A 21,032-nucleotide genomic window follows, 5' to 3' on the forward strand; every position below is an offset into this window, starting at 1 on the left:
GAGAACGAACAATGAGGTTCATTCGAGGAATCCGCGCCGTCGCCGCCGCGGCCGGGGTCGCCGTGCTCGCGTTCGGCGCCGCCGCCTGCGGGTCCAGCGCGAAAACGGTCGACCAGCAGGCGGGCGGGTCCGCCGGCGCGCTGGTCGGCGTGACGATGCCGACCAAATCGTCCGAACGCTGGATCCACGACGGCGACAACATCAAGGCCGCGCTGGAAAAGCTCGGCTACCAGGTCGACCTGCAGTACGCCGAGAACGACATCCCCACCCAGGTCAACCAGATCGAGAACCAGCTGACCAAGGGCGCGAAACTGCTGATCGTCGCCTCGATCGACGGCACCGCGCTCACCACCCAGCTGCAGGAGGCCGCCGACCGCAAGGTCCCGGTGATCGCCTACGACCGGCTCATCCGCAATTCGACCGCCGTCGACTACTACGCCACCTTCGACAATTTCAAGGTCGGCGTAGAACAGGCGAACTCCCTGCTCAAGGGACTCGGCGACGGACCAGGTCCGTTCAACATCGAGCTGTTCGGCGGATCGCCCGACGACAACAACGCGACCTTCTTCTACAACGGCGCCATGTCGGTGCTCAAGCCGTTGATCGCCAGCAAGAAGCTGATCGTGAAGAGCGGCCAGGTCGACTTCGCGCCGACCGCGATCCTGCGCTGGGACCCGGCGACCGCGCAGCGCCGCATGGAAGACCTGCTCACCAAGACCTACACCGGCGGCGCGAAGGTCCAGGGCGTGCTCTCCCCCTACGACGGCCTGTCGATCGGGATTCTGTCCGCGCTCAAGAGCAACGGCTACGGTTCCGCCGGACAGCCCTACCCGGTCGTCACCGGACAGGACGCCGAAGTCGCCTCGGTCAAGTCGATCATCGCGGGCGAGCAGTACTCCACCGTGTTCAAGGACACCCGCAAGCTCGCCGACGTCACGGTGAAGATGGCCGACTCCGTCCTCAAAGGACAGCAGCCCGCGGTCAACAACACCACCGACTACGACAACGGCAAGAAGGTCGTCCCGGCCCAGCTGCTGCAGCCGGTCGTCGTCGACAAGTCCAACTACCAGAAGGAACTGCTCGACTCCGGCTACTACACGGCGGGCCAGCTGAAATGACCGAACTGCTCGGCATGCGCGGGATCACCAAGACCTTCCCCGGCGTCACCGCGCTGTCCGACGTCACGCTCTCCGTGCGGCGCGGGGAAATCCACGCCGTGTGCGGAGAGAACGGCGCCGGGAAATCCACCCTGATGAAAATCCTGTCCGGCGTCCACCCGCACGGCAGCTACACCGGGGAGATCACCTTCGACGGCCAGGCCTGCGCGTTCGGGTCGATCCGGGACAGCGAACGCCGCGGCATCGTGATCATCCACCAGGAACTCGCGCTGTGCGCGCAGCTTTCGATCGCCGAGAACATCTTCCTGGGCAACGAACGGGCCAAACGCGGCTGGGTCGACTGGAACCGGACCAACCACGAGGCCGCCGACCTGCTGCGCCGGGTCGGGCTGCGGGAGAACGCGGTCACGCCGGTCAGCGAACTCGGCGTGGGCAAACAGCAGCTGGTCGAGATCGCCAAAGCCCTGTCCAAACGCGTCAAACTGCTCATCCTCGACGAGCCGACGGCCGCGCTCAACGACGACGATTCGGCTCATCTGCTCGCGCTGCTGCGCGAACTTCGCGACGACGGCGTCACGTGCGTGATCATCTCGCACAAGCTCGGCGAGGTCACCGCGATCGCCGACACCGTCACGATCCTGCGCGACGGCAAGACGATCGAAACGCTCAGCGCTGCCGGGCTGAGCGAGGAACGCATCATCACCGGCATGGTCGGGCGCGACCTCGAGCACCGGTTCCCGCCGCGGGAACCGGACATCGGCGACGAGGTGCTCCGGATCGAGGACTGGACCGTGCACAGCCCGAGCCAGCCCGGCCGGGTCGTGGTGGACGGGGCGAACCTGACGCTGCGCCGCGGCGAGATCGTCGGGCTCGCCGGGCTGATGGGCGCGGGCCGCACCGAACTCGCGATGAGCGTCTTCGGCCGGTCGTACGGCACGAACATCTCGGGCAGGCTGGTCAAGGACGGCAAGGAGATCACGCTGCGGTCGGTCCGCGACGCCATCCGCAACGGCCTCGCCTACGCCACCGAGGACCGGAAACGGTACGGGCTCAACCTGATCGACGACATCCAGCGCAACACGTCGGCGGCCGGGCTGCCCAGCATGTCCCGCCGCGGCTGGGTGAACGAGCACACCGAACACGACGTCGCGACCCGGTTCCACCGCGACCTCCGGATCAAGGCGCCGTCGGTGCGCAGCGTCACCGGCAAGCTGTCCGGCGGGAACCAGCAGAAAGTCGTGCTGGCCAAGTGGCTTTTCACCGATCCGGACGTGCTCATCCTCGACGAGCCGACCCGCGGCATCGACGTCGGCGCGAAATACGAGATCTACACGATCGTCAACGAGATGGCCGCGCAGGGGAAAGCGGTCCTCGTCATCTCCTCGGAACTCCCCGAACTGCTCGGCCTGTGCGACCGCATCTACACGCTGTCCGCGGGCCGGATCACCGGCGAGGTCGCCCGGGCCGACGCCACCCAGGAACTGCTCATGCGACACATGACGAAGGAACGGCCATGACCACCGCGAACCCCGTGCGGCCCGCCGATCCGGCCGCCCCGCCCGCCGGGCGCAGCCCCCGGCGGATCTCGATCAACCTGCGGCAAAGCGGCATCTACGTCGCGTTCGCGCTGATCGTGATCCTGTTCGAGGCGATCACCGGCGGCGCGCTGCTCGAACCGCAGAACATCTCGAACATCATCGTGCAGAACTCCTACGTGCTGATCCTCGCCATCGGGATGATCCTGGTGATCATCTCCGGGCACATCGACCTCTCCGCGGGGTCGGTCGTGGCGATGACCGGCGCGGTCGCCGCGGTCCTCACGGTGAACCTCGGGCTGCCCTGGCCGCTGGCGGTCGTGCTCACCCTCGTCGTCGGCGCGGTGATCGGCGCCTGGCAGGGGTATTGGGTCGCCTACTTCGGCATCCCCGCCTTCATCGTGACGCTGGCCGGGATGCTCGCCTTCCGCGCGCTCACCCTCACCGTGCTCGGCAACCAGGGCATCGGCCCCTTCCCGGACGCCATCCGCACCCTGTCGAACGGCTTCACCGGCGGTTACCTCGGCAACATCGGCTTGGGCCCGCTCGGCGGCGCGGACCTCGTCAGCCTCCTCGCCGGAGTCGTCGTGGTCGCCGGGATCGTGCTCACGCAATGGCGCAAACGCGTCGCGCGCCTCGGCTACGGGCAGGAGGTCGACCCGTTCCCGCTGTTCGTGCTCAAGATCGCCGTCGCCGCCGCGCTGGTGCTCGCGGTGGTCGTGCAGCTGGCCCGGTTCCGGAACCTGCCGTGGGTCCTCGTCCTGCTCGCCGTGCTCGTGCTCGGCTACTCCCTCGTCGCCGGGAAATCCGTGTTCGGCAGGCACATCTACGCCATCGGCGGGAACCTGCAGGCCGCGACCCTGTCCGGGGTCAAGGTCAAATCGGTGACGTTCTGGGTCTTCGTCAACATGGGCGTCCTCGCGGCGCTGGCCGGGATCATCTTCGCCGGGCGGCTCAACCAGGCCGGTCCCACGGCGGGCGTCAACTTCGAACTCGACGCCATCGCCGCGGCGTTCATCGGCGGCGCCGCGGTGCAAGGCGGCGTCGGCAAGGTCGTCGGAGCCATCACCGGCGGCCTGATCATGGCGGTGATCAACAACGGGATGTCGCTGATCGGGGCGCCCAGCGAACGCGTCATGCTCGTCAAAGGCGCGGTCCTGCTCGCGGCGGTCGCGTACGACATCTGGACCAAACGCCGCGCCGGAGCCGCCGCCCGCTGACCGGCGGCCGGTGGGCGTCGTCCCGCCGGCCGCTTACCCGGCTGGGCGGAGCTTGCGCGCCCGCAACGAGATCTCTAGGCCGAACCGCGCATCCGGATCGTGCAGCCGGTCACCGAAGAGGGCGTTCCGCAACCGGTTGCGGGCCGTCTGCGGATGCACGCCGAGGATCCCGGCGAACTCCGGCGCACTGCCGCTCGTGGTAAGGAAAGCGAGCAGAGTGGTCGCCGCACGCGCGGCTCAGCTCGACCGCCCGGTGCAGCACCCGACGCGACTCCTCCAGCTCGCCGAGGTAGGCGAGCGCGACCCCCTGGATGTACCGCGGATGCAGCTCGCGCCGGACCTCCCCGAGCTTCTGGAACGTGTCGCCCGCCTCCGCGGCGAGTTCGGCGCAGCGCGGATCGAGCCGGATCATCGCTTCCAAGGCGCGGACGTAAGTCACGAAGGCGGTCGATTCACCGGCACGCGCCGCGACGACCTGATCCTGTGCACCGGGGTGTTCTGGCCCGAAGGCCCCGGCCCCAACGACTCCGGGCGGAGCCGCAAACACGTGATCGCGTCCCTGGAGCGCTCGCTGCGGCGGCTGCTGCAAAACACCGGTGGCGGAAACGTTCCTGGCTCTCTCGGACCTGGTGCGGCAAGGCAAAGTGCGCTACGTCGGCACCGCGGAGTGGACGGCGGAGCAGCTGACACAGGCAGCCGAGGCGGCCGCGCGCTACGACGTGCCGCTGATCTCGAACCAGGCGCACTACTCGATGCTGTGGCGCGTGGCGGAGGCGCAGGTGATCCCGGTGTCCGACCGGCTCGGCATCGGCCAGTTCGCCGCGGTCCCGCTGGCCCAAGGCGTCCTGACCGGGAAATACGCCCACGGCGCCGTCCCGCCCGGCTCGCGCGCGACCGGACCGGCGTACGCTCGGCCGCTGCGGTACCCGGAACTGGTGGACCGGGTGGAACTGCTGCGCGGCGTCGCGGACGACGCGGGGCTGACCATGGCCCAGCTCGCGCTCGCGTGGACCCTGCAGCACGAAACCGTCGCGTCGGCGATCGCGGGAGCGAGCACGCCGGAGCAGGTCACCGAAAACGCGAAGGCCGCGGGCGTCCGGCTCGACCTGGACGTGCTGATGCGCGTGGACCAGCTGCTGGGCAGCTTCGTGCAGACCGATCCGCGCTTGGTGTGGACGCCGCCGCCCGGGCCGGTTAACTGAATCGTGACAGGACTCGACCCCGGCGGTAAACGGACGCCGCGACGCTGGAGGGCATGACAGCATCCGAGACACCGAGCACGCGCCGGAAGCGTTCGGTCAACCGGGAACTGGTCGAACTGGCGGCGCTGTTCTTCGCCACCGGGATCGCCGACCTGTTCGTCAGCACCCTCTCGAACAATCGCGTCGCGCCCGTGCTGATGTTCGCGCTGGGCGTGCTTTTCCTCGCCGCCGCCACGCTGCGGCACCGCTGGAGCCACCGGCCGCCGCGCACCTCCCCGCCCGGGCAGGGGGCCGCGATCGAATGGCGCCTCCGCGCGACCGTGCGCGACGTCCCCGGAAGCCTCGCCGCCCTCACCGCCACCCTGGCCGCCCACCGCTACGACATCGCGTCCATGCAAGTCCTCGCCGCGCCCGACGGCGCCGTGGACGAATTCCTCCTCCGCGCCCCGGAAGGCACCACCGGCGCGGACATCGTCGAAGCGGCCCGCTCCAGCGGCGGCGAAAACGTCTGGGTCGTCCGGGCGGACGCGCACGACCTCGTCGACCTCCCGACTCGGATGCTCGCCATCGCCGCGCAAGCCACCGACTCCGGGGCCGACGTGTGTTCTCTCCTCGCCGCGATGCTCGGCCCGTCCTGCACGGTCCAGCGGAAAACCGGGGGCCGCCCACGGGACGAGCGCGTGACCGGAACCACCATGCTGCTGCACGGGCGGCCTGGGGAACTGCTCGAAGTCCGCCGTCCGCCGCTGCCGTTCACGCTCGCCGAATTCGCGCGGGCGAAGGCGCTGCTTGGCGTGCATTTCGCCGCTGGCGCACCACCGGCTTGCTCCGTCCCGGGCAAGCCCGGCGAACGCTGAGGCGGGCCCCTCCCGGAAATCAGTGGCGGCTCGGTCCCGCGACGGCCTAAGCTTTCCGCCGCGGGAAACACCATGGAGTAGATCAGCGGCAGATCGCCCGGCTCAGGACCGGGAGGGCGCGGGTTCGAATCCTGCCTCCATGTCCATCCCCGCGTCTTGGAGTAGTTCAGCAGGCAGAACACCCGGCTGTTCTCCGGGAGGGCGCAGGTTCGAATCCTGCCTCCAAGTCTTGACACCAGGGGGAATCCACATGGGACACACCGCGTCGCCGGAGTACGCCTACGGGCAGCTCCGCCGGGCTGTGCGCACCGCCCTGTCCGCGAAGGACCGGGCGACCCGCCGGCGGGCGGCGGCGAAAGCGAGCCAGTGGCAGGACGTCCTGACCGGCATGGCCACCGGCGGCCTGCGGATCGGCTCGCGGGTTCCGGTCGAGGACACTCCGGCGTGGGTGACCCTCGAAGTCGTGCACGGCGGATTCGCCACCGGCCGTTACCTCGCCGAGGTCCCGCTTTCGCCCGCCGAGGCGGCCCTGTGCGCGGACGGACCGGGCACGACGGACCGCGAACGGCTCAACCTCTGGTATCTCACCGACGCCGGGCTCTCCGCGCTGCGCGCGATGCTGGCCGCCGAGTCGTACCGGATCGAGGTCCCGGAGGACGCCGCGCTGCCGGTCGTCGCGTGGCTGCTGGAGCACGGGCACGCCGAAGCCGCGCTCGACCTGGTCTTCGAGCTTCGTCCGTTCATGCACCGCCTGCGCCTGGCCCCGCTGCCCGGCTCGGCGCCGCGGCCGTCCGGCGCGCTGGTGCGGCTGAGCACCGTCGGCGAAGTCCGGGAATCGCTGCGGTCGGCGCGCACTCAGCCCGCGATCGCGGCGATGCTGGAAACCCTGCAGGTATGGCACCCGCTGTTCGACCGACTCGTCGAACTGTGGTGCGACACCGTCGAAGGCGCACTGCCGCGGCTGGCCGAAACCGGCGTCGCCGGCGGCTGGCCGTGCCGTACCTGGCCTGCCGACTGGAAGCAGCGCCGCGCCGAGTGGCTGGCGGATTACGCGACCGCGAGCGTCGAGCACACCGCGTCGACCGCGCACCTCCACCCGAAGAGCAACTTCGCGCGGCTGCACCGTGCGTTGCTGGCGTGCGAGCACGACAGCGCGGAACTGACCGGCCGCGACGTCGGCTGGGTCCGCCGTGCCCTGGCGAACACGATCACCAAGCACGGCGAGCCAGGTTCGGAACCGCGGGCGGCGCTGCGCGCGCTGCAGGCGGAGGTCGCCGCGCGGCCCACCCACGCCGAACTCGCGGCCGCGCTCGCCGAGCGGCTGGACCGCTTCCCGGCGGACGGCGGACTGCCCTCGCTCGAACCGGTCGCCGAGGACGCACCGGCTCACCTGGTCGCCAAGGTCGCCCGCGCGCTGGAGGCGCCGATCGAGGAACTGGTCGCGCGGAACGTGATCACCTCGGCCGACGTCCTCGCGACGGTCCTGCCGCAGATCACCGCGCAGTTGCTGGCCGCGAACTTCGCCGACGAGCAGCTGGCGACGCTCTACGCCCAGACCTACGCGGCCTTCCGCCGCCGGCGCGGCCTGCTGCTGCTCGACCTGGAACAGCAGGTCCGGATCGAGGAACTGCCCTGGGTCCAGGCCGTCGACCCGCTGCGCGAGCGACGCCCGGACGCCTCCCGCGCGGCCCGCCAGACGCTGGCCCAGACAGTGCTGCTGGCGCTGAGCGCGTTCCCGCAGGCGATCTTGCCGAACACGCTGGTGCGCGAACTCGGTGCGCTGGCGAAGCAGGCCGGACTGCCGATGCCGCTGGTCGAAGAGGTCGCCGCGGACATCTTCATGGGCCGGTTCACCGCGAAATGGCGCACGGCGGCGGAACTCGCGAGCCGCACGATGGCGGGCACGCTCTACGCCCGCTACTACGACCTGCCGGAATCGTGGCCGTCCACCGAGCCCCCGCGCCGGTTCCGCGCGCTCGCGAAACGCACCGCCGACGACTTCGCCGACGTGTGCGCGGCCCGAGCCGCCGAAGCGCAGCCGGTGCGGAAGCTCTATTCGGTCGCCAAGAACGGCACGGTCCTGGAGCAGAGCCAGATTCTCACGACGCAGAACCTGGCAGTTCTGGTGCACACGCTGGATCTTGAACCCCGGCTGCGGGCATCCGCGCCGGCACTGGCCGCCGAGTCGCTGACCTGGGCGGTGACCCGGTTGGCGACCCGCACGGACCACTACCACGCGGCGCTGCAGGGGGTCAAGAACGCGGCCTACGCTTGGCGTCAGGCGCTGTTTTTCTTGAGCTTCTGCGACGTCGACACCCAGCGCGCTCTGCTGGGTCAGCTCGCCGAACAGGTGGCGCGAGCAGGCCTGGCCGAACGCTTCGCTCCGGCAGTCGACGGCTTGGCGCATGTGGTGGAAGGCGGCCGGTTCACTTCGGAAGGCCGGGTGGACGGCGGAACGGGACGACGGTTTCTCGGCTGGACCACAGGAAGTCACTGGTGCTTGCCGGAGCTTGCGACGGCGCGCGGCTAGAAGGTTGCCATATCCCAGAGCGTGAGCGGGATCGACAAGGGCGCCAACGCGAAAACCAGGAAGCTCTTGTCGAACCCCTTCCCGCCGCTCTGGGCACTGGCGCGGTCACCCGAGCGGCTGGCTTCGACCGCGGCAGTCAACCGCCTCTCGTTCTCCCCGGCGCGCGCCCGATAGCGTCGGGACAGCGCGGCCAGCAGTTCGAGATGGTCGAACTCCCACAAGATGCTCCGGCTTTCCAACCCGATCTCGATCCGGTTGCCGCGCTCTCGGACGAAGCAGACCTGGCTCCACGGCACCTTGACCGACCCGAACGCGTACCCCACCTCCGGCACCGCGGAGCCGAGGTACCCCAGGCTGACCGCACCGAGCGCGGTGACGTGCTTACTGCGTCTGATCTCGCCGGGCACGCACTTCCTCATTCACAGTCTGGAATCCGCTCTCGGACCGGACCTCGCGCGCCGCGCGGGAGATGAACCGGAACGGAAGCTCTTCGCCCTCTCATCAGCCTCGCCCCGCCTCGCCGGTGATCTTCTCCAGCGCCCCCGTCAGCGCGCCGACGCACAGGTCACGCAGTTCCGCCCGCGACATGGCGTCGGTCAGCAGCCATTCCACGCACAGTACCCGGACGAACTGCAGCCACCCGGTCAGCGCGGCGGACAGCAACTCCCCCGCGTGCCCGGTGAGCCCCGAGGCGTCGACCAGCCGCTGCCGCAGCACGGTCAGTTCGTCGGTGATCGCCGCCTGGACCACCGGATCGCCGGCCAGGGTGCGGTTCGCCGCGAGGACGGTGTTGCGGTTGGCCAGGAAGTAGTCGAAATGGACCTCCAGGCCGAGGGCGATCTGCTCGGTCAGCGGGACGTCCGGGTCCGGTTCGGTGTCCGCGAGCAACCGGTCGGCCGCCTGCCGGTACACCGCCGCGAACAGGTCGTGTTTGGCGTGGAAGTGCCGGTAGAGCAGCGCCCGCGAAACCCCGGCCTGCTCGGCGATCTGCTCCATCTGCACCGCGTCGTAGGGCTTGGCCGCGAACTCCCGGGCGGCGACCTCGAGGAGCTCGGCGCGGCGCTGGGCTGGATCGAGTCGGCGACGCGGCGGCATGCGTCCCACTCTAGTTGACACCTGTCTACCACGCCCGTACGGTCCCGTTAGTAGATACGTGTCTACTAACAGCGAGGTCCCCGTGCAGGTTCGGCGCATCGTCCTGGAGCCGACGGACACCGTCGGCGCGCTGCCTTCCGCCGGTTACGCCGGCGGGTTCGAATTCAGCGACCCGGCACCCGGTCTCCGCTCGCCTGAGCAATGGGCGCGGGCGGGGTGGGAACAGGCGCCGCGGCTGGTACGCGGCTTTCTGCGATTCGCGTGGCGGGCCGGGCTCGGCCTGCGGATGGGCCCGAAGGACTCGCCGACGCACGTGCTGGGTTGGGCGCTCGTGAGTTCGACCGAGCAGGCGGCTGTGCTCGAGGCCCGCTCGTGGCTGCTGACCGCGCGCAATGTCGTTGAACTGCGCGGCACGCGGGTGCGGTGGACCACCTTCGTGCGTTTCGACCGGCGACCGGCCGCCGCGTTGTGGTCGCTTGCCGTGCCCGTGCACCACGCTCTGATGTCCCGTCTGCTGCGGCGCGCCGCGCAAGACGGCTGAACTCAGCCCCGGGTCGCCTCGATGAGCCACAGCCGCGCAGTGTCCACTGTGGCCGGATCCATCGCTGGCGGCACTGGACGATCCAGGCTGCGAGCCAATTCCGCGGGATCGGTGATCCGCGCCTGCCAGCCGTGGCGGGCCAGCCACTGCCGGGGATCGGCGACCGCGGACCGCCACGGTGCGCCGATCCGAGCGAACGCGGCCAGTGCGGGCTGGAAGGGCGGCAAGGTGAGCGTGTCGGGGTTGATGTGTTCCGCGCCGAAGTGACTGCCGGGCGCGGACAGCGCGCTGACCGCGGCGAGCAGCGCGTCGTTCTCGCTTTCGGTGAGATAGACGAGCAGTCCTTCGGCGAGCCACGCGGTCGGCCGGTCCGGGCGGAAACCCTGCCGGAGCAAAGCGGCGGACCAGTCGTCGCGCAGGTCGACCGGCACCACTTCTCGCGCACAGGCGGGTTCCGCGCCCCGGGTGGTCAGGACTTTTTCCTTGAACCGCACGGTGTCCGGCAGGTCGAGTTCGAACAGCCGGGTGTCGGCGGGCCAGGGCAGCCGGAACGCCCGGGTGTCGAGACCGGCCGCCAGCAGGACGACCTGGCGGCAACCCGCCGCGACCGCAGTGCGCAGATAGTCGTCGAAGAACCGGGTCCGCAGCGCGAAATAACCCGCCATGAACTCCGATCCGGGCCCGGTCTCGGGGCCGACGTCGCCGTCGAGGAACGCCGCGGCCCACGGATCGCTGAACAGGCGGTCCGGCCGCAGCTGCTCGGCCGCCCGGCCGCGGGCGATCGCCAGCGCGGTCCGGCCGACCCCGGACGGGACGTCGGTTTCGGGCATTCCGGCCTCCGGTTCGACAGGGAATCCGCCGCCGCGGATAATCGGCAGCATGCTGATGATTTCCGAACCGTACCAGCGCTCCGGGCGGGTCCGCCATGCCCCGTAACGAAAACCCCGTCGAACCGGACGCCGCGCTGCCGCCGGACGAATGGCCGCTGGGCCGGTTGCTGGCCACCGCGGCGCGGTTGCTGCAGAACGCGTTCGACGCCGAACTGGCGGAAACGGGGCTCAACCACGCCGGTTTCGTCGTGCTGCACGTCCTGCGGGACGGCGCGCTCGGCCAGGCCGAACTGGCCCGCCGCTGCCGGGTGCAGGCGCAGACGACGAGCCGCACCGTCGACCGGCTGCTCCGGCACGGGCTCGTGCGCCGCGAACGGGATCCGGCCGACGCCCGCCGGGTGCTCGTCTCGATCACCGCCGCCGGGCGGCGCGCGCACCGCGCCGCTCCCGGCCGGGATTCCCGCCGGGCGTGGGAAGTCCTGGCCGATCCGGAAGGTTTCCGCGCCGAACTCGCCCGTCTGGTCGTCGTGCTGCAGAGCGACGACGCCCGACGGGAAAGGGAGTGAGAAACCAGCCGGCCTGGCCGGATCTGTGGGCTGGTTGTCCTTGTGGCCACCGGGATCCGGGGACAAGAGTGGGGATATGGCAGACAAGCGCGAGATCGTCGTAGCGGTGTGCGCCGACGTGGTGCTGCTCGATCTCGCGGGACCGGTCCAGGTGCTCGACGGCGCGGGCGGCTACCGGGTGCGTCTCGCCTCTGTGGACGGACGGCCGGTGCGCTCGGACACCGGGGTGGTGCTGAGTGTCGATTGTGCACTGTCCGATATAGACGGACCGGTCGACACGGTGCTCGTCCCCGGACCCCCGCCCGGCCAGGCCGACGAAACGGCACCGGACCTGCTCGACGGAATCCGGCGGCTCGGCGAGACCGCGCGCCGCGTCGCGTCGGTGTGCACCGGCGCGTTCCTGTTGGCGGAGGCCGGATTGCTGGAGGGACGGCAGGCCACCACGCACTGGGCGATGTGCGCCGAACTCGCCGCGCGGTTTCCCGGCGTCGCCGTGCGTCCGGACGCCATTTACACGCGCGACGGCCGGATCGTCACCTCGGCCGGGGTGACCGCCGGCATCGACCTGGCGCTCGCATTGGTCGAGGAGGACCTCGGGCCGGACGTCGCCCGGGACGCCGCGCGGCAGCTGGTCGTGTTCCTGCGCCGTCCCGGCGGACAGTCGCAGTTCAGTGTCTGGAGCGACGTTCCGGTGCCGAAAACCCCGGCGCTGCGGGTCGTGCTCGACTCGGTCGCGGCCGAACCGGCGGGCGACCACACGCTGTCCGGCATGGCCGCGCGCGCGAGGGTGAGCGTGCGTCAGCTGACCCGGCTGTTCCAGCAGGAACTCGGGGTCACGCCGGGCCAGTACGTCGCCCGGATCCGCGTCGAGGCCGCCCGCGTCCTGCTCGAATCGTGCGACGCCGGAGTGGAGACCGTCGCCCGCCGGTGCGGTTTCGGGTCCGCCGAAAGCATGCGCCGCCTGTTCGTCCAAGTCCTTGGCATCACCCCGACCGCGTACCGCCAGCGGTTCGCGCACTCGTAAAGGAGACCACCAGATGTCGGATTCCGTTTCCCGCCGCACCGTGCTCGGCGGCGCCGCGGCCGGTGCCGCCGCGATCGCGCTCAGCACCCCGGCGGCGAGTGCGGCCCCAGCCGATCTGCCCTTCCCCGCCACCCGGCTGGCGCGCAGCGCGCAGACGCTGGTGACTCGCGCGCAGCAACCGTTCCTGCGCAATCACAGTCTGCGCAGTTTCCTGTTCGCGCGGGCCGCCGCCGCGCGGCAGGGCAAGCGGCCGGACGAACACTACGACTCCGAACTGATGTTCCTCATCTGTGTGCTCCACGACATGGGGCTGACCGAGGAGGTCAAAACCGACCAGCGGTTCGAAATCGCGGGCGCCGATTTCGCCGCGCAGTTCCTGGAAAGCCACGGCGTCACCGACCACCGCGTGGACACCGTGTGGGACGCGATCGCCCTGCACACCACCCAGCACGTGCACGAATCGCCGGTATTCCAGCGCCGTCGCCCAGCCGAGATCGGCGTCGCGCAGATCGGCATCGGCATCGACCTCACCGGCCCCGACGGTCCCGGGCAGCTTCCGCCCGGATTCGCCGACCGCGTGCACGCGCGCTATCCCCGGCTCGGCGGGTGCCGCGCCCTCACCGACGTCATGGTCGGCCAAAGCCTCGCGAACCCCCGCAAGGCGCCCTCGATGACGCTCCCCGGCGAGATCCTCCACCAGCGCCACCCCGAGGTGCCCTATCCGACCTGGGACATGGTCCTCGACGCGAACACGTGGGGAGACTGAGCAACCCGACCGTCCACTCCGGACGGCTCAGCGGGCCGCGTTCGGCAGCTTCGGCGCGACCCGGGACACGATCGTCTCCACCACGGGCAGCATCGGCGGCGCGAACTTCGCCACCACGATGCTGCCGCCGACTCCCGCCCACGCCACCGGGCCGAGCGGGGTGCAGCCGAAGAAGTGGCTCACGACCGGCGTCTGCACCACCCCGAACAGCACCGCCGCCGAGCCGAGGCTGGTGGCCAGGACCAGCGGACTGTGCGCGCGGCCGGACAGGGTCTGCACCAGCTGGGCTCCGACGAGGCCGCACAACGACATCGTGCTGGTGCGGCGCGCGGTGCCGGGCGTGAAGGCGCCGGCGAGCCAGGCGGTGGTCGCTCCCAGTGCGGTGACGATGCCCCGGTCGCGGATCTGCCGGGTGAGCGGCGCGCCGAGCGACCCGGTGCCCACGTCCTGGCCGTCGTCCGGCGCGGCGCTGGGGGTGACCGAGATGGCCATCGCCGGGAACATGTCGGTCAGCAGGTTGACCAGCAGCAACTGCCGGGTGGACAACGGCGAGGCCCCGGACAGCAGCGTGCCCAGCACGGTGAAGCCCACCTCGCCGGCATTGCCGCCGATCAGGATGCTGATGGCGTCCGCGACGCTGCGCCACAGGGCTCGTCCCTCGTCGACCGTGTCGGTCAGCACCCGCAGGTCGCCGTCGGTCAGCACGATGTCGGCCGCGTTGCGCGCGGCCGCAGAGCCGCGGGCGGCCAGCGCGATGCCCGCGTCGGCGGCCCGGATGGCGGCCGCGTCGTTCGCGCCGTCGCCGACCATCGCCACGACCCGGCCCGCGGCGCGCAGCGCCTCGACCACTTGCAGCTTCTGCTCCGGAGCCACCCGGGCTACCACCCCCGCCTCGCGCAGCAGCTCTGCCCGGCCAGCGCGGTCGAGCGCCGCCAGTTCCTGGCCGGTCACAACCGCGGTGTCCTCCGGCCAGCCCAATGCGACGGCGACGGCCAAGGCGGTACGCGGGTGGTCGCCGGTCAGCACGACCGGCTGCACACCCGCCGCGCGCAGCCCGGACACCATCGGCGCCGCGCTCGGCCGCGGACTGTCCGCCAACGCGAGCAAGCCGACGAACTCCAAGTCCGCCAACGGTTTGTCGACGGCCTCGGACAACTGCTCCGCGGGCACGGGACGCCGCGCCACCGCGAGCACGCGGAGGCCGGAGCCCGCCAAGGTCTCGGCCCGGGAAAGGGCGTCCGCCGGAGCGTCCGGGCAGCACGGGAGCACCACTTCCAGCGCTCCTTTGACCACCAGCCAACCGGTTTCGCCCTCGACTCCAGCCGCGGCCGCATAACCGCGGCTGGCCTCGAACGGCAAACCGGCGACCTGTTCCCACTTCCGGTCGGACGGCGCCGCGGCGAGCACCGCGGCATCGGTCGCGTGCGCGTGTTTGGTCCGTCCACTGTCCTCTTCGGACGGACAGGCGCCCGCTCCGGTCCGCAGCACCTGGGCCGCCGCGGCGGACTGTTCCGCCTCTTCCAGCGGGAGAACCTCGCCGGTCGCCGTCGCGACCTTGATGACCCGCAGTTCGTTCGTCGTCAGCGTGCCGGTCTTGTCGAAACAAACGGTGTCGATCCGGCCCAGCGCCTCCAGCGTGCGTGCGGAGCGGACGAGCACGCCCCGGCGGCTGAGCCGGCGCGCGGCAGCCATCTGCGCGACCGTGGCGACCAGCGGAAGTCCTTCCGGCACCGCGGCGACCGCCACCGCGACCCCGCCGCTGACCGCTTCGCGCACCGTCCGCCCGCGCAGCAACGACAACCCCGTGACGGCGACTCCACCGGCCAGAGTGAGCGGCAGGGCCTCGCTGGTCAGCTCCCGCAGCCTCGCCTGGACCCCGGCGGCCGGTGCGGTGCGGGACGCCAGCGCCACGGCGCGTCCGGCCTCGGTGCGGTCGCCGGTGTCCGCGACGATCGCGCGGGCCGATCCCGCGACCACGGTGGTTCCTTCGAACACCATGCACCGGCGGTCGGCGATGTCCGACGCCGGGGTCGCCGCCGTTTGTTTCGGCACCGGCAGGGATTCCCCGGTCAGCACCGATTCGTCGACCTCGAGATCGTGCAGCCGCACCAGCCGCGCGTCGGCGGGCACGACGTCGCCCGCCAGCAGTTCCACGAGGTCGCCGGGCCGCAGATCGGCGGCGTCGACCGCTTCCGGCTCCGCGTCCGCCGAGGCCAGCCGGCGGGCCTGCTGGGTCTGGGTCGCCGCCAAGCCGGCCAGCGCCTGCTCCGCGCGCAGCCCCTGCACCCCGCCGACCAGCGCGTTGGCCCCCATCGCGGCCAGCACCAGCAATGCGTCCACAGTGGACCCGAGAATCGCCGACGCGGCGGCTCCGACGGCGAGCACCGGGGTCAGCGGATCGCTCAGCTCCCCGCGCATCGCGCCAGCCAGGCGAAGCCCGGTCGCGACCGGTGCCGTCCCGGGCAGTTCGGCGGCTTCCGCGGCCAAGTGCCGGGCGCGTTCGGGCAGCCCGGTGCGGTGCGCTCGGCGGCGTCGCGGGTCCGAGGCCAGCCTGCGCCGCACTTCCTCCAGCGGCAGCGCATGCCAGGCCACGCGCGGCCGCGGCGCCGGAGCCGTTTCCGCGGCCATCGCCACGGCGGCCTGCCATCCGGAGGCGAGCGCGACTCCAGTAGCGAGGTTGACCGGGCTCAGCCGTGCCAACGGCGACAGCAGGCGCCGCCACTGCCGCTGCCCGTCCGTAGCGACCACCAGACCGGACAAAGCCGCGGCGGCCTCGGCGCAGGTCGTCGCCCGATCGCCCGCGGCACGCGCCGCGCGGACGGCGCGCAGCAACCGCCAAACTCCCGCGAGACCGCTGATCGACAACAGGTCGGCGGCCCAGACCGCGGCGTCGCATCCGTGCGCCACCGCGACCGCGAGATCGCCGCGCAGCAGACCCTCCAGCACTTCCTTGCGAGCGGACGCGTCCGCGCTCGGCGGGACGCGGGCCAGCGTCAGCACGACGCGGCCGTCCTCTTGGCAGCCGGTCACGACGTCGGCCATCGCCCGATCGGTGACGACCTCGTCGGCCAGGGCCGCCTCGACGCCCGGGGAACCGCTCTGGACGACCACGATCCGCAGGCCAGCCTGCCCGGCCGCGTCCAATACGCTCTCGGTCAGCGGATCGGGCACCCATCCGACAAGCACGGTACCGACGTCCACGCCGTCGGCCGAGGCGATCATCAACCCGGTGCCGGCCTCGGGATCGTCGGGCGTCGGCCGCAGCCGCACCGGGCTGTCCTCGCCTTCCACCGCCCGCAGGGCCGCTTGCCACAACCTGCCTTCCGCCCACTCGGTGTCGGTGGGGTTGGCCTCGAAGACCGTGCGCTGGTCGCCGCACAAGGCGTTGCTGTGCACCACGAGGGTGTCGGCCGCCTGCAGCAGCCGGAGCCGGTCCGGGTTCCGGACGAGCACCCCCTCCCGCGCGAGGGCGAGGCCGGCGCCCGAGGCGTACGCGGTCCATCCGTACCGAGCGGGCTTCGGAGAACTGGCCAGGATCGCGGAGCTGGCCTGGCTGAGGTCGCGTTTGAACAGCACGGTGCCCGCCGCGCCGATCATCCCGCCGGTCAACGCGGTTTTGGCGTAGTCGCTGACCGGATCCGGCGGGGCCGCCCTGCGCTCGGGACGGACTGTCGGGCAGTCGCGGTCGGGCACGCACAGCCGGTCGCAGGACCGTTCGAACGCGACGACCTGCGCCACCGCGTCCGCCAGTTGCCCGGCGCGCAGCAGCACGTCGAGCGCGAGGTCCGCGGGGGACTTCCCGACGCCGTGCACCGCCGCGTTCGCGGTGGCGACCGCCAGCTCGGCAGCGGGCCTGCCGAGCTTGGCGCGCAAGAACTCCTGCGCCACCGGATGTTCCCGCACCGCCGTGAGCGCGGCGGACAGCACTTCCGGCGGCCGGCGCAGCCGCAACGGCGTGGTGGCCGCCGCCATCGCCAGTCCCGCGCCGCTGATCGCGAGCGCGGCCGCCTGCGTCTGGACCGTGCGGAGATCGCCGGGATGGGCGGACGCTTCGTCTTGTGCCCCAACGGAAAGCCCGTGCTTTCGCGCGCGAGCCGTCACGGCCGCCACCAGCCGGTCGCTGGCCGCGCCTTCCGCCATCGTGAGCACCATCCGGGACAGCCCGGCGTCCCAGTAGGCGGCGAGCACGTCGGGCCGGGCCATCGCCTCGCGGACCAGCTTGCGCACCACGCGCCCGAACCGGCTCGCGTCGTCGCCGGGTTCGGGCCGCAGGCCGAGGTGGAGCTTCTGCCCGTGCCGCCACACCGCTTCGGTTCCCTCGGCCCCGCTGACGACGGCGTCGCGCAGCACCCGCGCCGCGCACGTCGTGGCCCGGACGCTGGCTCCCGCCCCGGTGACCACCGCGTCGGCGCCGAGGTTGACCGCTTCGGCGGCTACGCCGGCGACCTGGCTCGCTCCGCGGACGACCCGCTCGGGCACCGACAACGCCGCGTTCACTCCCGCCGCCGGGAGCCGGAGGGCGCACGACAGCAAGGAAGACACATTCTCCGTCATATTTCTCGTCATTCTCCACCCGTCGACCCGCTGCCCGCTCAGCGCTGGCCGGGCCGGTCTCAGGCGTCCTCGAGCGCTTCCCCGAAGGCACGCAAGGATTTGTCGCCGCTGCTGGTCGCCAGGACGTGCCCGGCAGCCAAGGCAACGCTGACCGGCCATTCGATGAGCTGCAGCGCCGTCAACACGCCGATGCCGCCGAAATACGCGAGCTGCTGCGGCGGCGGCAGCGAAACCTTTCCGACGAGCGGCAGGCTCACCTGAAGGGAATTGTTCTCGGCCGCTTTCGCCGCGGCCCGGCGGCCGCGCGGGGCGGGCTTGCGTGCGGTGTCAGACATGGTGTTTCTCCGGTTCTAGTCCCCGGCCGCGAGATCCCGGCGAGCGTCGTCCCGGGACAGCTTCTCGGCGACGTAGCTGCCCGCGCCCACCACGACCGCGACCGGCCACTCGAGCACTCCGACCGCGGCCAGCGCCGCCAAGCCGCCCCACCACAGCGCGCGCTTGGGCAGGTCGCCGGGAACCTTCACCCCGGCTACCGTCACCGACCTGTCTTCCTGTTCGTTCCCGGCGTGCCCGGGAGAACCCTGACCCGCTTTCGTTCCCGTGGTGCTGCGTGCGCGCGACGGCATCCTCGCCTCCTTGTCGTGGTCCCTCTGATACCCGGTGGCGAGCCCGGCAAACACCCGAACGGCGGAAGTCAGCCGAGGAACCGGACGAGCGTTTCGGCGAGCTGGCCGGGATTTTCCTCGGCCATGTGGTGCCCGGAGTCGATGCGGGCGGAGGTCAGCTCGCCGCTGACCCAGGAACGCCAGACCGCGACCGGGTCGCCGTAAAGCTCCTCCATGTCGTCCCGCGCGGACCAGGCGACCAGAGTCGGGCAGGCGATGCGCCGCCGAGCCGCCCGATCCGCCTCGTCATGAGCCCTATCGACGGTCAGCCCCGCGCGGTAATCCTCCAGCATCGCCCGTACCGTGGCCGGATTCGTGACCGCGCGGACCAGGTCCCGGTGGTTCTCGTGCCCCATGGCTTGTTCGTCCGGGTGGTACCAGGCAAGGGGATCGGCCGTGATCACCCGCTCCGCGTGCGGGGAGGCGCCGAGGAAAAACCAGTGCCACCACGCCGTGGCGAACTCGGCGCCCGCGCGTTCGAGCGCTTCGAGGATCGGCACGCTGTCCAAGACGCCTAGGCGAGACACGAAATCGGGATGGTCCAGCGCGGTCCGATAAGCGACGTAGCTGCCGCGATCGTGGCCCACGACAGCGAATCGGCGGTGGCCGAGGCGGTGCATCAACGCCACGACGTCGGCTGCCATCGCGCGGTCGCAGTAGACCTCGTGCTTTTCGTCGGGCTCGGGTTTGGACGACCGGCCGTACCCGCGCAAGTCGGGACACACGACCGCAAACCCGGCCTGGGCAAGCGCCGGGGCCACCCGGTACCAGGTGGTATGCGTCCGAGGATGCCCGTGCAACAACACCACGGGCGGTCCTTCTCCCCCGCTGCGCCCGTGGATGGCGACTGATTCGTGGACGGGGATGTCCCATTCCGAGAAAGTGTCGAACACCCGGCCACTGTCTCACCGGCATGGGTCGCTCGCGCGCTGTGCGGCTCTGCCTGCCCGCGGGCGCGGATCAAGGTTTGAGCGCACGGAAAAAGGGCAATCCGGCACCGGTGGTTCCCCCCGAGAGACGCCGAGGGCGCGGCCCTTCAGCGCGGTTTCTTCTCCTGGCGGTCGGGTGGGTCGCCTGGGCATTCGTGCTTCAGTTGCTGGAGCCCTACGCGGAGCCGATCGGCATCGCGATCATCATCGGGCTCTCGCTGGGCATCCTCGCCGTGCCCTTCATCTCCGCGCTCTGCGGCCGGAAGCGGCGTCGAACCCGTCCGGCTGAGGCGAATCACGAGAAAGAAAGACCGAGGACGGAGAGGAGCGGGCACAAGTCCGAGGCAGCCGCCCTCGGCGCCCTGCTCGTCGCGGGCGTCGTCCTGGAGATCATTTTCCCGGACAACGAAGCAATTTCCTACGCGACCATCGGACTGACCGGTGCCTTCGCGGCTTGCCTCACGGATTACTGGAAAAAGAAACGGCTTTCCTGACCGACCAGCCCTCGCAACTCGCGCTCGCACGCGGAGCCAGAGAACTCACCGAACCCGCGAGGGCGACTCCCCATACCGCTTCCGAAACGCCGCAGCAAACCGGCTGGCGCTGGAAAACCCCCACCGCGCCGCGATCTCGCTCACCGACAATTCCGGGCGTTCCTCAAGATCCGCCCGGGCATGCTGCAACCGCACCCCGACGAGATGCTCGGTGGGCGTGCACCCCACCCACTCCCGGAAACTCTCCTGCAACCGGCGGACCGTAGTCCCGGCAACCGCCGCCATCTCCGCCGCCGTCCAGGCTCGGGCCGGGTCGGCGCGGACGGCCTCCGCCACCCGCGTGATCGCCCGCGGCCGCGGCGCCGGGACGCGGCCCGGTTCCGGGCAGCCAGCCAGCAGAAACCCCGCCGCGACCGCTCCGGCCAGCTGTTCCCGGACGATCGGCTGGTCGACGAACAACGCGCCGTCGCGCATCTGCGACGAAAGCCCGGCCACGAGATGCCGCCAGTCGCGCGCCGGGCCGTGTTCGAGCGGCAGCTGGTCCGGGAGCGCGCCGGCCGCCCGGACGGCGCCGACGACCCGCTCGGCCTCGCGGTCCAGCCAGTCCCGGTCGAATTTGACGCCCAGCACCGTGCACGTCGCGTCCCAGTGGGTGATCAGCGACGGGGTGTCGGCCCGGAAGACCGTCGCCTGCCCGGGCACCGACGTCACCGGGCCGTGCCTGCCGCGGCTGGCGAGGTGGCCGGTCAGGGGCAGGTTGACCTCGTAGGCGGACGGGTAGTCGCAGGCGATCTCGACGTCGGCTCCCCACCCGACGTACCCGATCAGCACCGGGCCGAGGTCCAGCGTCCGCAGGGTCAGCCGCGGTTCGCGGCCGGCGCGCAGCGGCGTCAGCTGGTGCGGAAAGTAGGCGTCGGCCACCGACTTCGAGACTCGCTCCCAGTCCCGCGGCGCCGCACCCCGGCGTGCGGACATGGACGCATGCTAGCTGATCAGCGGCGACGCGCCGGATTCGTCGCGCAATGCGTACCGGATCCGCGCTTCGCGTGTCGTGGGCCCGGCCCGCGCGGCTCTACCTTCTCCCCGACCCGCACGAAGGAGGCCGC

21 protein-coding genes and 2 tRNA genes are annotated in these 21,032 nt (G+C 71.2%); 13 read left to right on the forward strand and 10 right to left on the reverse strand.

Going from position 1 to position 21,032, the window contains the following annotated elements; translation table 11 throughout:
- Positions 1 to 11: 11 nt before the first annotated feature.
- Genes chvE through mmsB form a run of 3 tightly spaced genes read left to right on the forward strand, consistent with a single transcriptional unit; the run spans position 12 to position 3,873 of the window.
- Positions 12 to 1,118, forward strand: a complete 1,107-nt coding sequence (chvE, locus tag CU254_RS25415) for a multiple monosaccharide ABC transporter substrate-binding protein (protein WP_009080661.1) — start codon at positions 12 to 14, stop codon at positions 1,116 to 1,118.
- Entirely contained in the window at positions 1,115 to 2,635 is a 1,521-nt protein-coding gene (gene mmsA / locus CU254_RS25420) for a multiple monosaccharide ABC transporter ATP-binding protein (RefSeq protein WP_009080663.1), read from the forward strand. Before chvE ends, mmsA begins: the two co-directional genes overlap by 4 nt.
- The gene (gene mmsB, locus CU254_RS25425; RefSeq protein ID WP_009080664.1) at positions 2,632 to 3,873 is read left to right on the forward strand and encodes a multiple monosaccharide ABC transporter permease; all 1,242 of its coding nucleotides are present in this window, start codon (positions 2,632 to 2,634) and stop codon (positions 3,871 to 3,873) included. The genes mmsA and mmsB overlap by 4 nt, the downstream gene beginning before the upstream one ends.
- A gap of 33 nt (positions 3,874 to 3,906) precedes the next feature.
- Here mmsB and CU254_RS25430 read toward each other — a convergent pair whose 3' ends face one another.
- Positions 3,907 to 4,041, reverse strand: coding sequence for a hypothetical protein (locus CU254_RS25430; RefSeq protein ID WP_353611804.1), 135 nt, complete (start codon positions 4,039 to 4,041; stop codon positions 3,907 to 3,909).
- Positions 3,983 to 4,312: a hypothetical protein gene (locus tag CU254_RS45030; RefSeq protein ID WP_009080666.1), complete on the reverse strand. Its 330-nt coding sequence runs from the start codon at positions 4,310 to 4,312 to the stop codon at positions 3,983 to 3,985. The genes CU254_RS25430 and CU254_RS45030 overlap by 59 nt, the downstream gene beginning before the upstream one ends.
- A 157-nt stretch (positions 4,313 to 4,469) precedes the next feature.
- Between CU254_RS45030 and CU254_RS25435 the strand changes: the two genes are divergently transcribed.
- The 5 genes from CU254_RS25435 to CU254_RS25455 all read left to right on the forward strand — a co-directional run bounded on the left by CU254_RS25435 (position 4,470) and on the right by CU254_RS25455 (position 8,462).
- A complete protein-coding gene (locus CU254_RS25435) occupies positions 4,470 to 5,075 on the forward strand; it encodes an aldo/keto reductase (protein ID WP_009080668.1) in 606 nt (201 codons plus the stop codon).
- 53 nt (positions 5,076 to 5,128) lie between these two features.
- Entirely contained in the window at positions 5,129 to 5,932 is an 804-nt protein-coding gene (locus CU254_RS25440) for a hypothetical protein (protein ID WP_009080670.1), read from the forward strand.
- A gap of 71 nt (positions 5,933 to 6,003) precedes the next feature.
- Positions 6,004 to 6,078, forward strand: a tRNA-Leu gene (locus CU254_RS25445).
- A gap of 9 nt (positions 6,079 to 6,087) precedes the next feature.
- Positions 6,088 to 6,160: transfer RNA gene (locus tag CU254_RS25450), tRNA-Asn, on the forward strand.
- A 22-nt stretch (positions 6,161 to 6,182) separates the two neighbouring features.
- Complete coding sequence (locus tag CU254_RS25455) at positions 6,183 to 8,462, forward strand: hypothetical protein (RefSeq protein WP_009080672.1); 2,280 nt, start codon at positions 6,183 to 6,185, stop codon at positions 8,460 to 8,462.
- Here the strand turns inward: CU254_RS25455 and CU254_RS25460 are convergent.
- Both CU254_RS25460 and CU254_RS25465 read right to left on the reverse strand, forming a co-directional pair.
- Entirely contained in the window at positions 8,459 to 8,869 is a 411-nt protein-coding gene (locus CU254_RS25460) for a hypothetical protein (protein WP_037714789.1), read from the reverse strand. The genes CU254_RS25455 and CU254_RS25460 overlap by 4 nt on opposite strands.
- Before the next feature lie 94 nt (positions 8,870 to 8,963).
- Entirely contained in the window at positions 8,964 to 9,557 is a 594-nt protein-coding gene (locus CU254_RS25465) for a TetR/AcrR family transcriptional regulator (protein ID WP_009080675.1), read from the reverse strand.
- A gap of 58 nt (positions 9,558 to 9,615) precedes the next feature.
- Here CU254_RS25465 and CU254_RS25470 point away from each other — a divergent pair, with 58 nt between their 5' ends.
- On the forward strand, positions 9,616 to 10,098 hold the full coding sequence (locus tag CU254_RS25470; RefSeq protein ID WP_158688080.1) for a hypothetical protein: 483 nt from the start codon (positions 9,616 to 9,618) through the stop codon (positions 10,096 to 10,098).
- A 2-nt stretch (positions 10,099 to 10,100) separates the two neighbouring features.
- Here the strand turns inward: CU254_RS25470 and CU254_RS25475 are convergent, their stop codons facing one another.
- Positions 10,101 to 10,928, reverse strand: coding sequence for an SAM-dependent methyltransferase (locus CU254_RS25475; protein ID WP_037717938.1), 828 nt, complete (start codon positions 10,926 to 10,928; stop codon positions 10,101 to 10,103).
- Positions 10,929 to 11,023: 95 nt separating this feature from the next.
- Here CU254_RS25475 and CU254_RS25480 point away from each other — a divergent pair, with 95 nt between their 5' ends.
- From CU254_RS25480 to CU254_RS25490, 3 genes are all read left to right on the forward strand, one after another.
- Complete coding sequence (locus CU254_RS25480; protein ID WP_009080681.1) at positions 11,024 to 11,494, forward strand: MarR family winged helix-turn-helix transcriptional regulator; 471 nt, start codon at positions 11,024 to 11,026, stop codon at positions 11,492 to 11,494.
- Between the two features lie 76 nt (positions 11,495 to 11,570).
- The gene (locus tag CU254_RS25485; RefSeq protein ID WP_037714792.1) at positions 11,571 to 12,518 is read left to right on the forward strand and encodes a GlxA family transcriptional regulator; all 948 of its coding nucleotides are present in this window, start codon (positions 11,571 to 11,573) and stop codon (positions 12,516 to 12,518) included.
- Between the two features lie 13 nt (positions 12,519 to 12,531).
- Complete coding sequence (locus CU254_RS25490) at positions 12,532 to 13,284, forward strand: HD domain-containing protein (protein ID WP_009080684.1); 753 nt, start codon at positions 12,532 to 12,534, stop codon at positions 13,282 to 13,284.
- Positions 13,285 to 13,311: 27 nt separating this feature from the next.
- On the opposite strand, the gene CU254_RS25495 is transcribed toward CU254_RS25490, so the two are convergent.
- From CU254_RS25495 to CU254_RS25510, 4 genes are all read right to left on the reverse strand, one after another.
- Complete coding sequence (locus CU254_RS25495) at positions 13,312 to 17,826, reverse strand: cation-translocating P-type ATPase (RefSeq protein WP_234392742.1); 4,515 nt, start codon at positions 17,824 to 17,826, stop codon at positions 13,312 to 13,314.
- Positions 17,827 to 17,897: 71 nt separating this feature from the next.
- A complete protein-coding gene (locus CU254_RS25500; RefSeq protein ID WP_009080687.1) occupies positions 17,898 to 18,173 on the reverse strand; it encodes a hypothetical protein in 276 nt (91 codons plus the stop codon).
- A 15-nt stretch (positions 18,174 to 18,188) separates the two neighbouring features.
- Complete coding sequence (locus CU254_RS25505; RefSeq protein WP_037714794.1) at positions 18,189 to 18,464, reverse strand: hypothetical protein; 276 nt, start codon at positions 18,462 to 18,464, stop codon at positions 18,189 to 18,191.
- Positions 18,465 to 18,532: 68 nt separating this feature from the next.
- Entirely contained in the window at positions 18,533 to 19,396 is an 864-nt protein-coding gene (locus CU254_RS25510) for an alpha/beta fold hydrolase (RefSeq protein ID WP_009080689.1), read from the reverse strand.
- A 191-nt stretch (positions 19,397 to 19,587) separates the two neighbouring features.
- On the opposite strand from CU254_RS25510, the gene CU254_RS25515 reads away from it, so the two are divergent.
- Positions 19,588 to 19,926: a hypothetical protein gene (locus CU254_RS25515; RefSeq protein ID WP_009080691.1), complete on the forward strand. Its 339-nt coding sequence runs from the start codon at positions 19,588 to 19,590 to the stop codon at positions 19,924 to 19,926.
- 45 nt (positions 19,927 to 19,971) lie between these two features.
- Here CU254_RS25515 and CU254_RS25520 read toward each other — a convergent pair whose 3' ends face one another.
- A complete protein-coding gene (locus tag CU254_RS25520) occupies positions 19,972 to 20,901 on the reverse strand; it encodes an AraC family transcriptional regulator (protein WP_009080693.1) in 930 nt (309 codons plus the stop codon).
- Between the last annotated feature and the right edge of the window lie 131 nt (positions 20,902 to 21,032).

The sequence above is a fragment of the Amycolatopsis sp. AA4 genome (assembly GCF_002796545.1).
In the GTDB taxonomy this organism is placed as follows: domain Bacteria; phylum Actinomycetota; class Actinomycetes; order Mycobacteriales; family Pseudonocardiaceae; genus Amycolatopsis.

Bases quoted from the DNA above. Each gene is read 5' to 3' on its own strand.
- chvE (WP_009080661.1), top strand. From the start codon at position 12: ATGAGGTTCATTCGAGGAATCCGCGCCGTCGCCGCCGCGGCCGGGGTC.
- mmsA (WP_009080663.1), top strand. From the start codon at position 1,115: ATGACCGAACTGCTCGGCATGCGCGGGATCACCAAGACCTTCCCCGGC.
- mmsB (WP_009080664.1), top strand. From the start codon at position 2,632: ATGACCACCGCGAACCCCGTGCGGCCCGCCGATCCGGCCGCCCCGCCC.
- CU254_RS25440 (WP_009080670.1), top strand. From the start codon at position 5,129: ATGACAGCATCCGAGACACCGAGCACGCGCCGGAAGCGTTCGGTCAAC.
- CU254_RS25455 (WP_009080672.1), top strand. From the start codon at position 6,183: ATGGGACACACCGCGTCGCCGGAGTACGCCTACGGGCAGCTCCGCCGG.
- CU254_RS25465 (WP_009080675.1), bottom strand. From the start codon at position 9,557: ATGCCGCCGCGTCGCCGACTCGATCCAGCCCAGCGCCGCGCCGAGCTC.
- CU254_RS25475 (WP_037717938.1), bottom strand. From the start codon at position 10,928: ATGCCCGAAACCGACGTCCCGTCCGGGGTCGGCCGGACCGCGCTGGCG.
- CU254_RS25480 (WP_009080681.1), top strand. From the start codon at position 11,024: ATGCCCCGTAACGAAAACCCCGTCGAACCGGACGCCGCGCTGCCGCCG.
- CU254_RS25485 (WP_037714792.1), top strand. From the start codon at position 11,571: ATGGCAGACAAGCGCGAGATCGTCGTAGCGGTGTGCGCCGACGTGGTG.
- CU254_RS25490 (WP_009080684.1), top strand. From the start codon at position 12,532: ATGTCGGATTCCGTTTCCCGCCGCACCGTGCTCGGCGGCGCCGCGGCC.
- CU254_RS25500 (WP_009080687.1), bottom strand. From the start codon at position 18,173: ATGTCTGACACCGCACGCAAGCCCGCCCCGCGCGGCCGCCGGGCCGCG.
- CU254_RS25505 (WP_037714794.1), bottom strand. From the start codon at position 18,464: ATGCCGTCGCGCGCACGCAGCACCACGGGAACGAAAGCGGGTCAGGGT.
- CU254_RS25520 (WP_009080693.1), bottom strand. From the start codon at position 20,901: ATGTCCGCACGCCGGGGTGCGGCGCCGCGGGACTGGGAGCGAGTCTCG.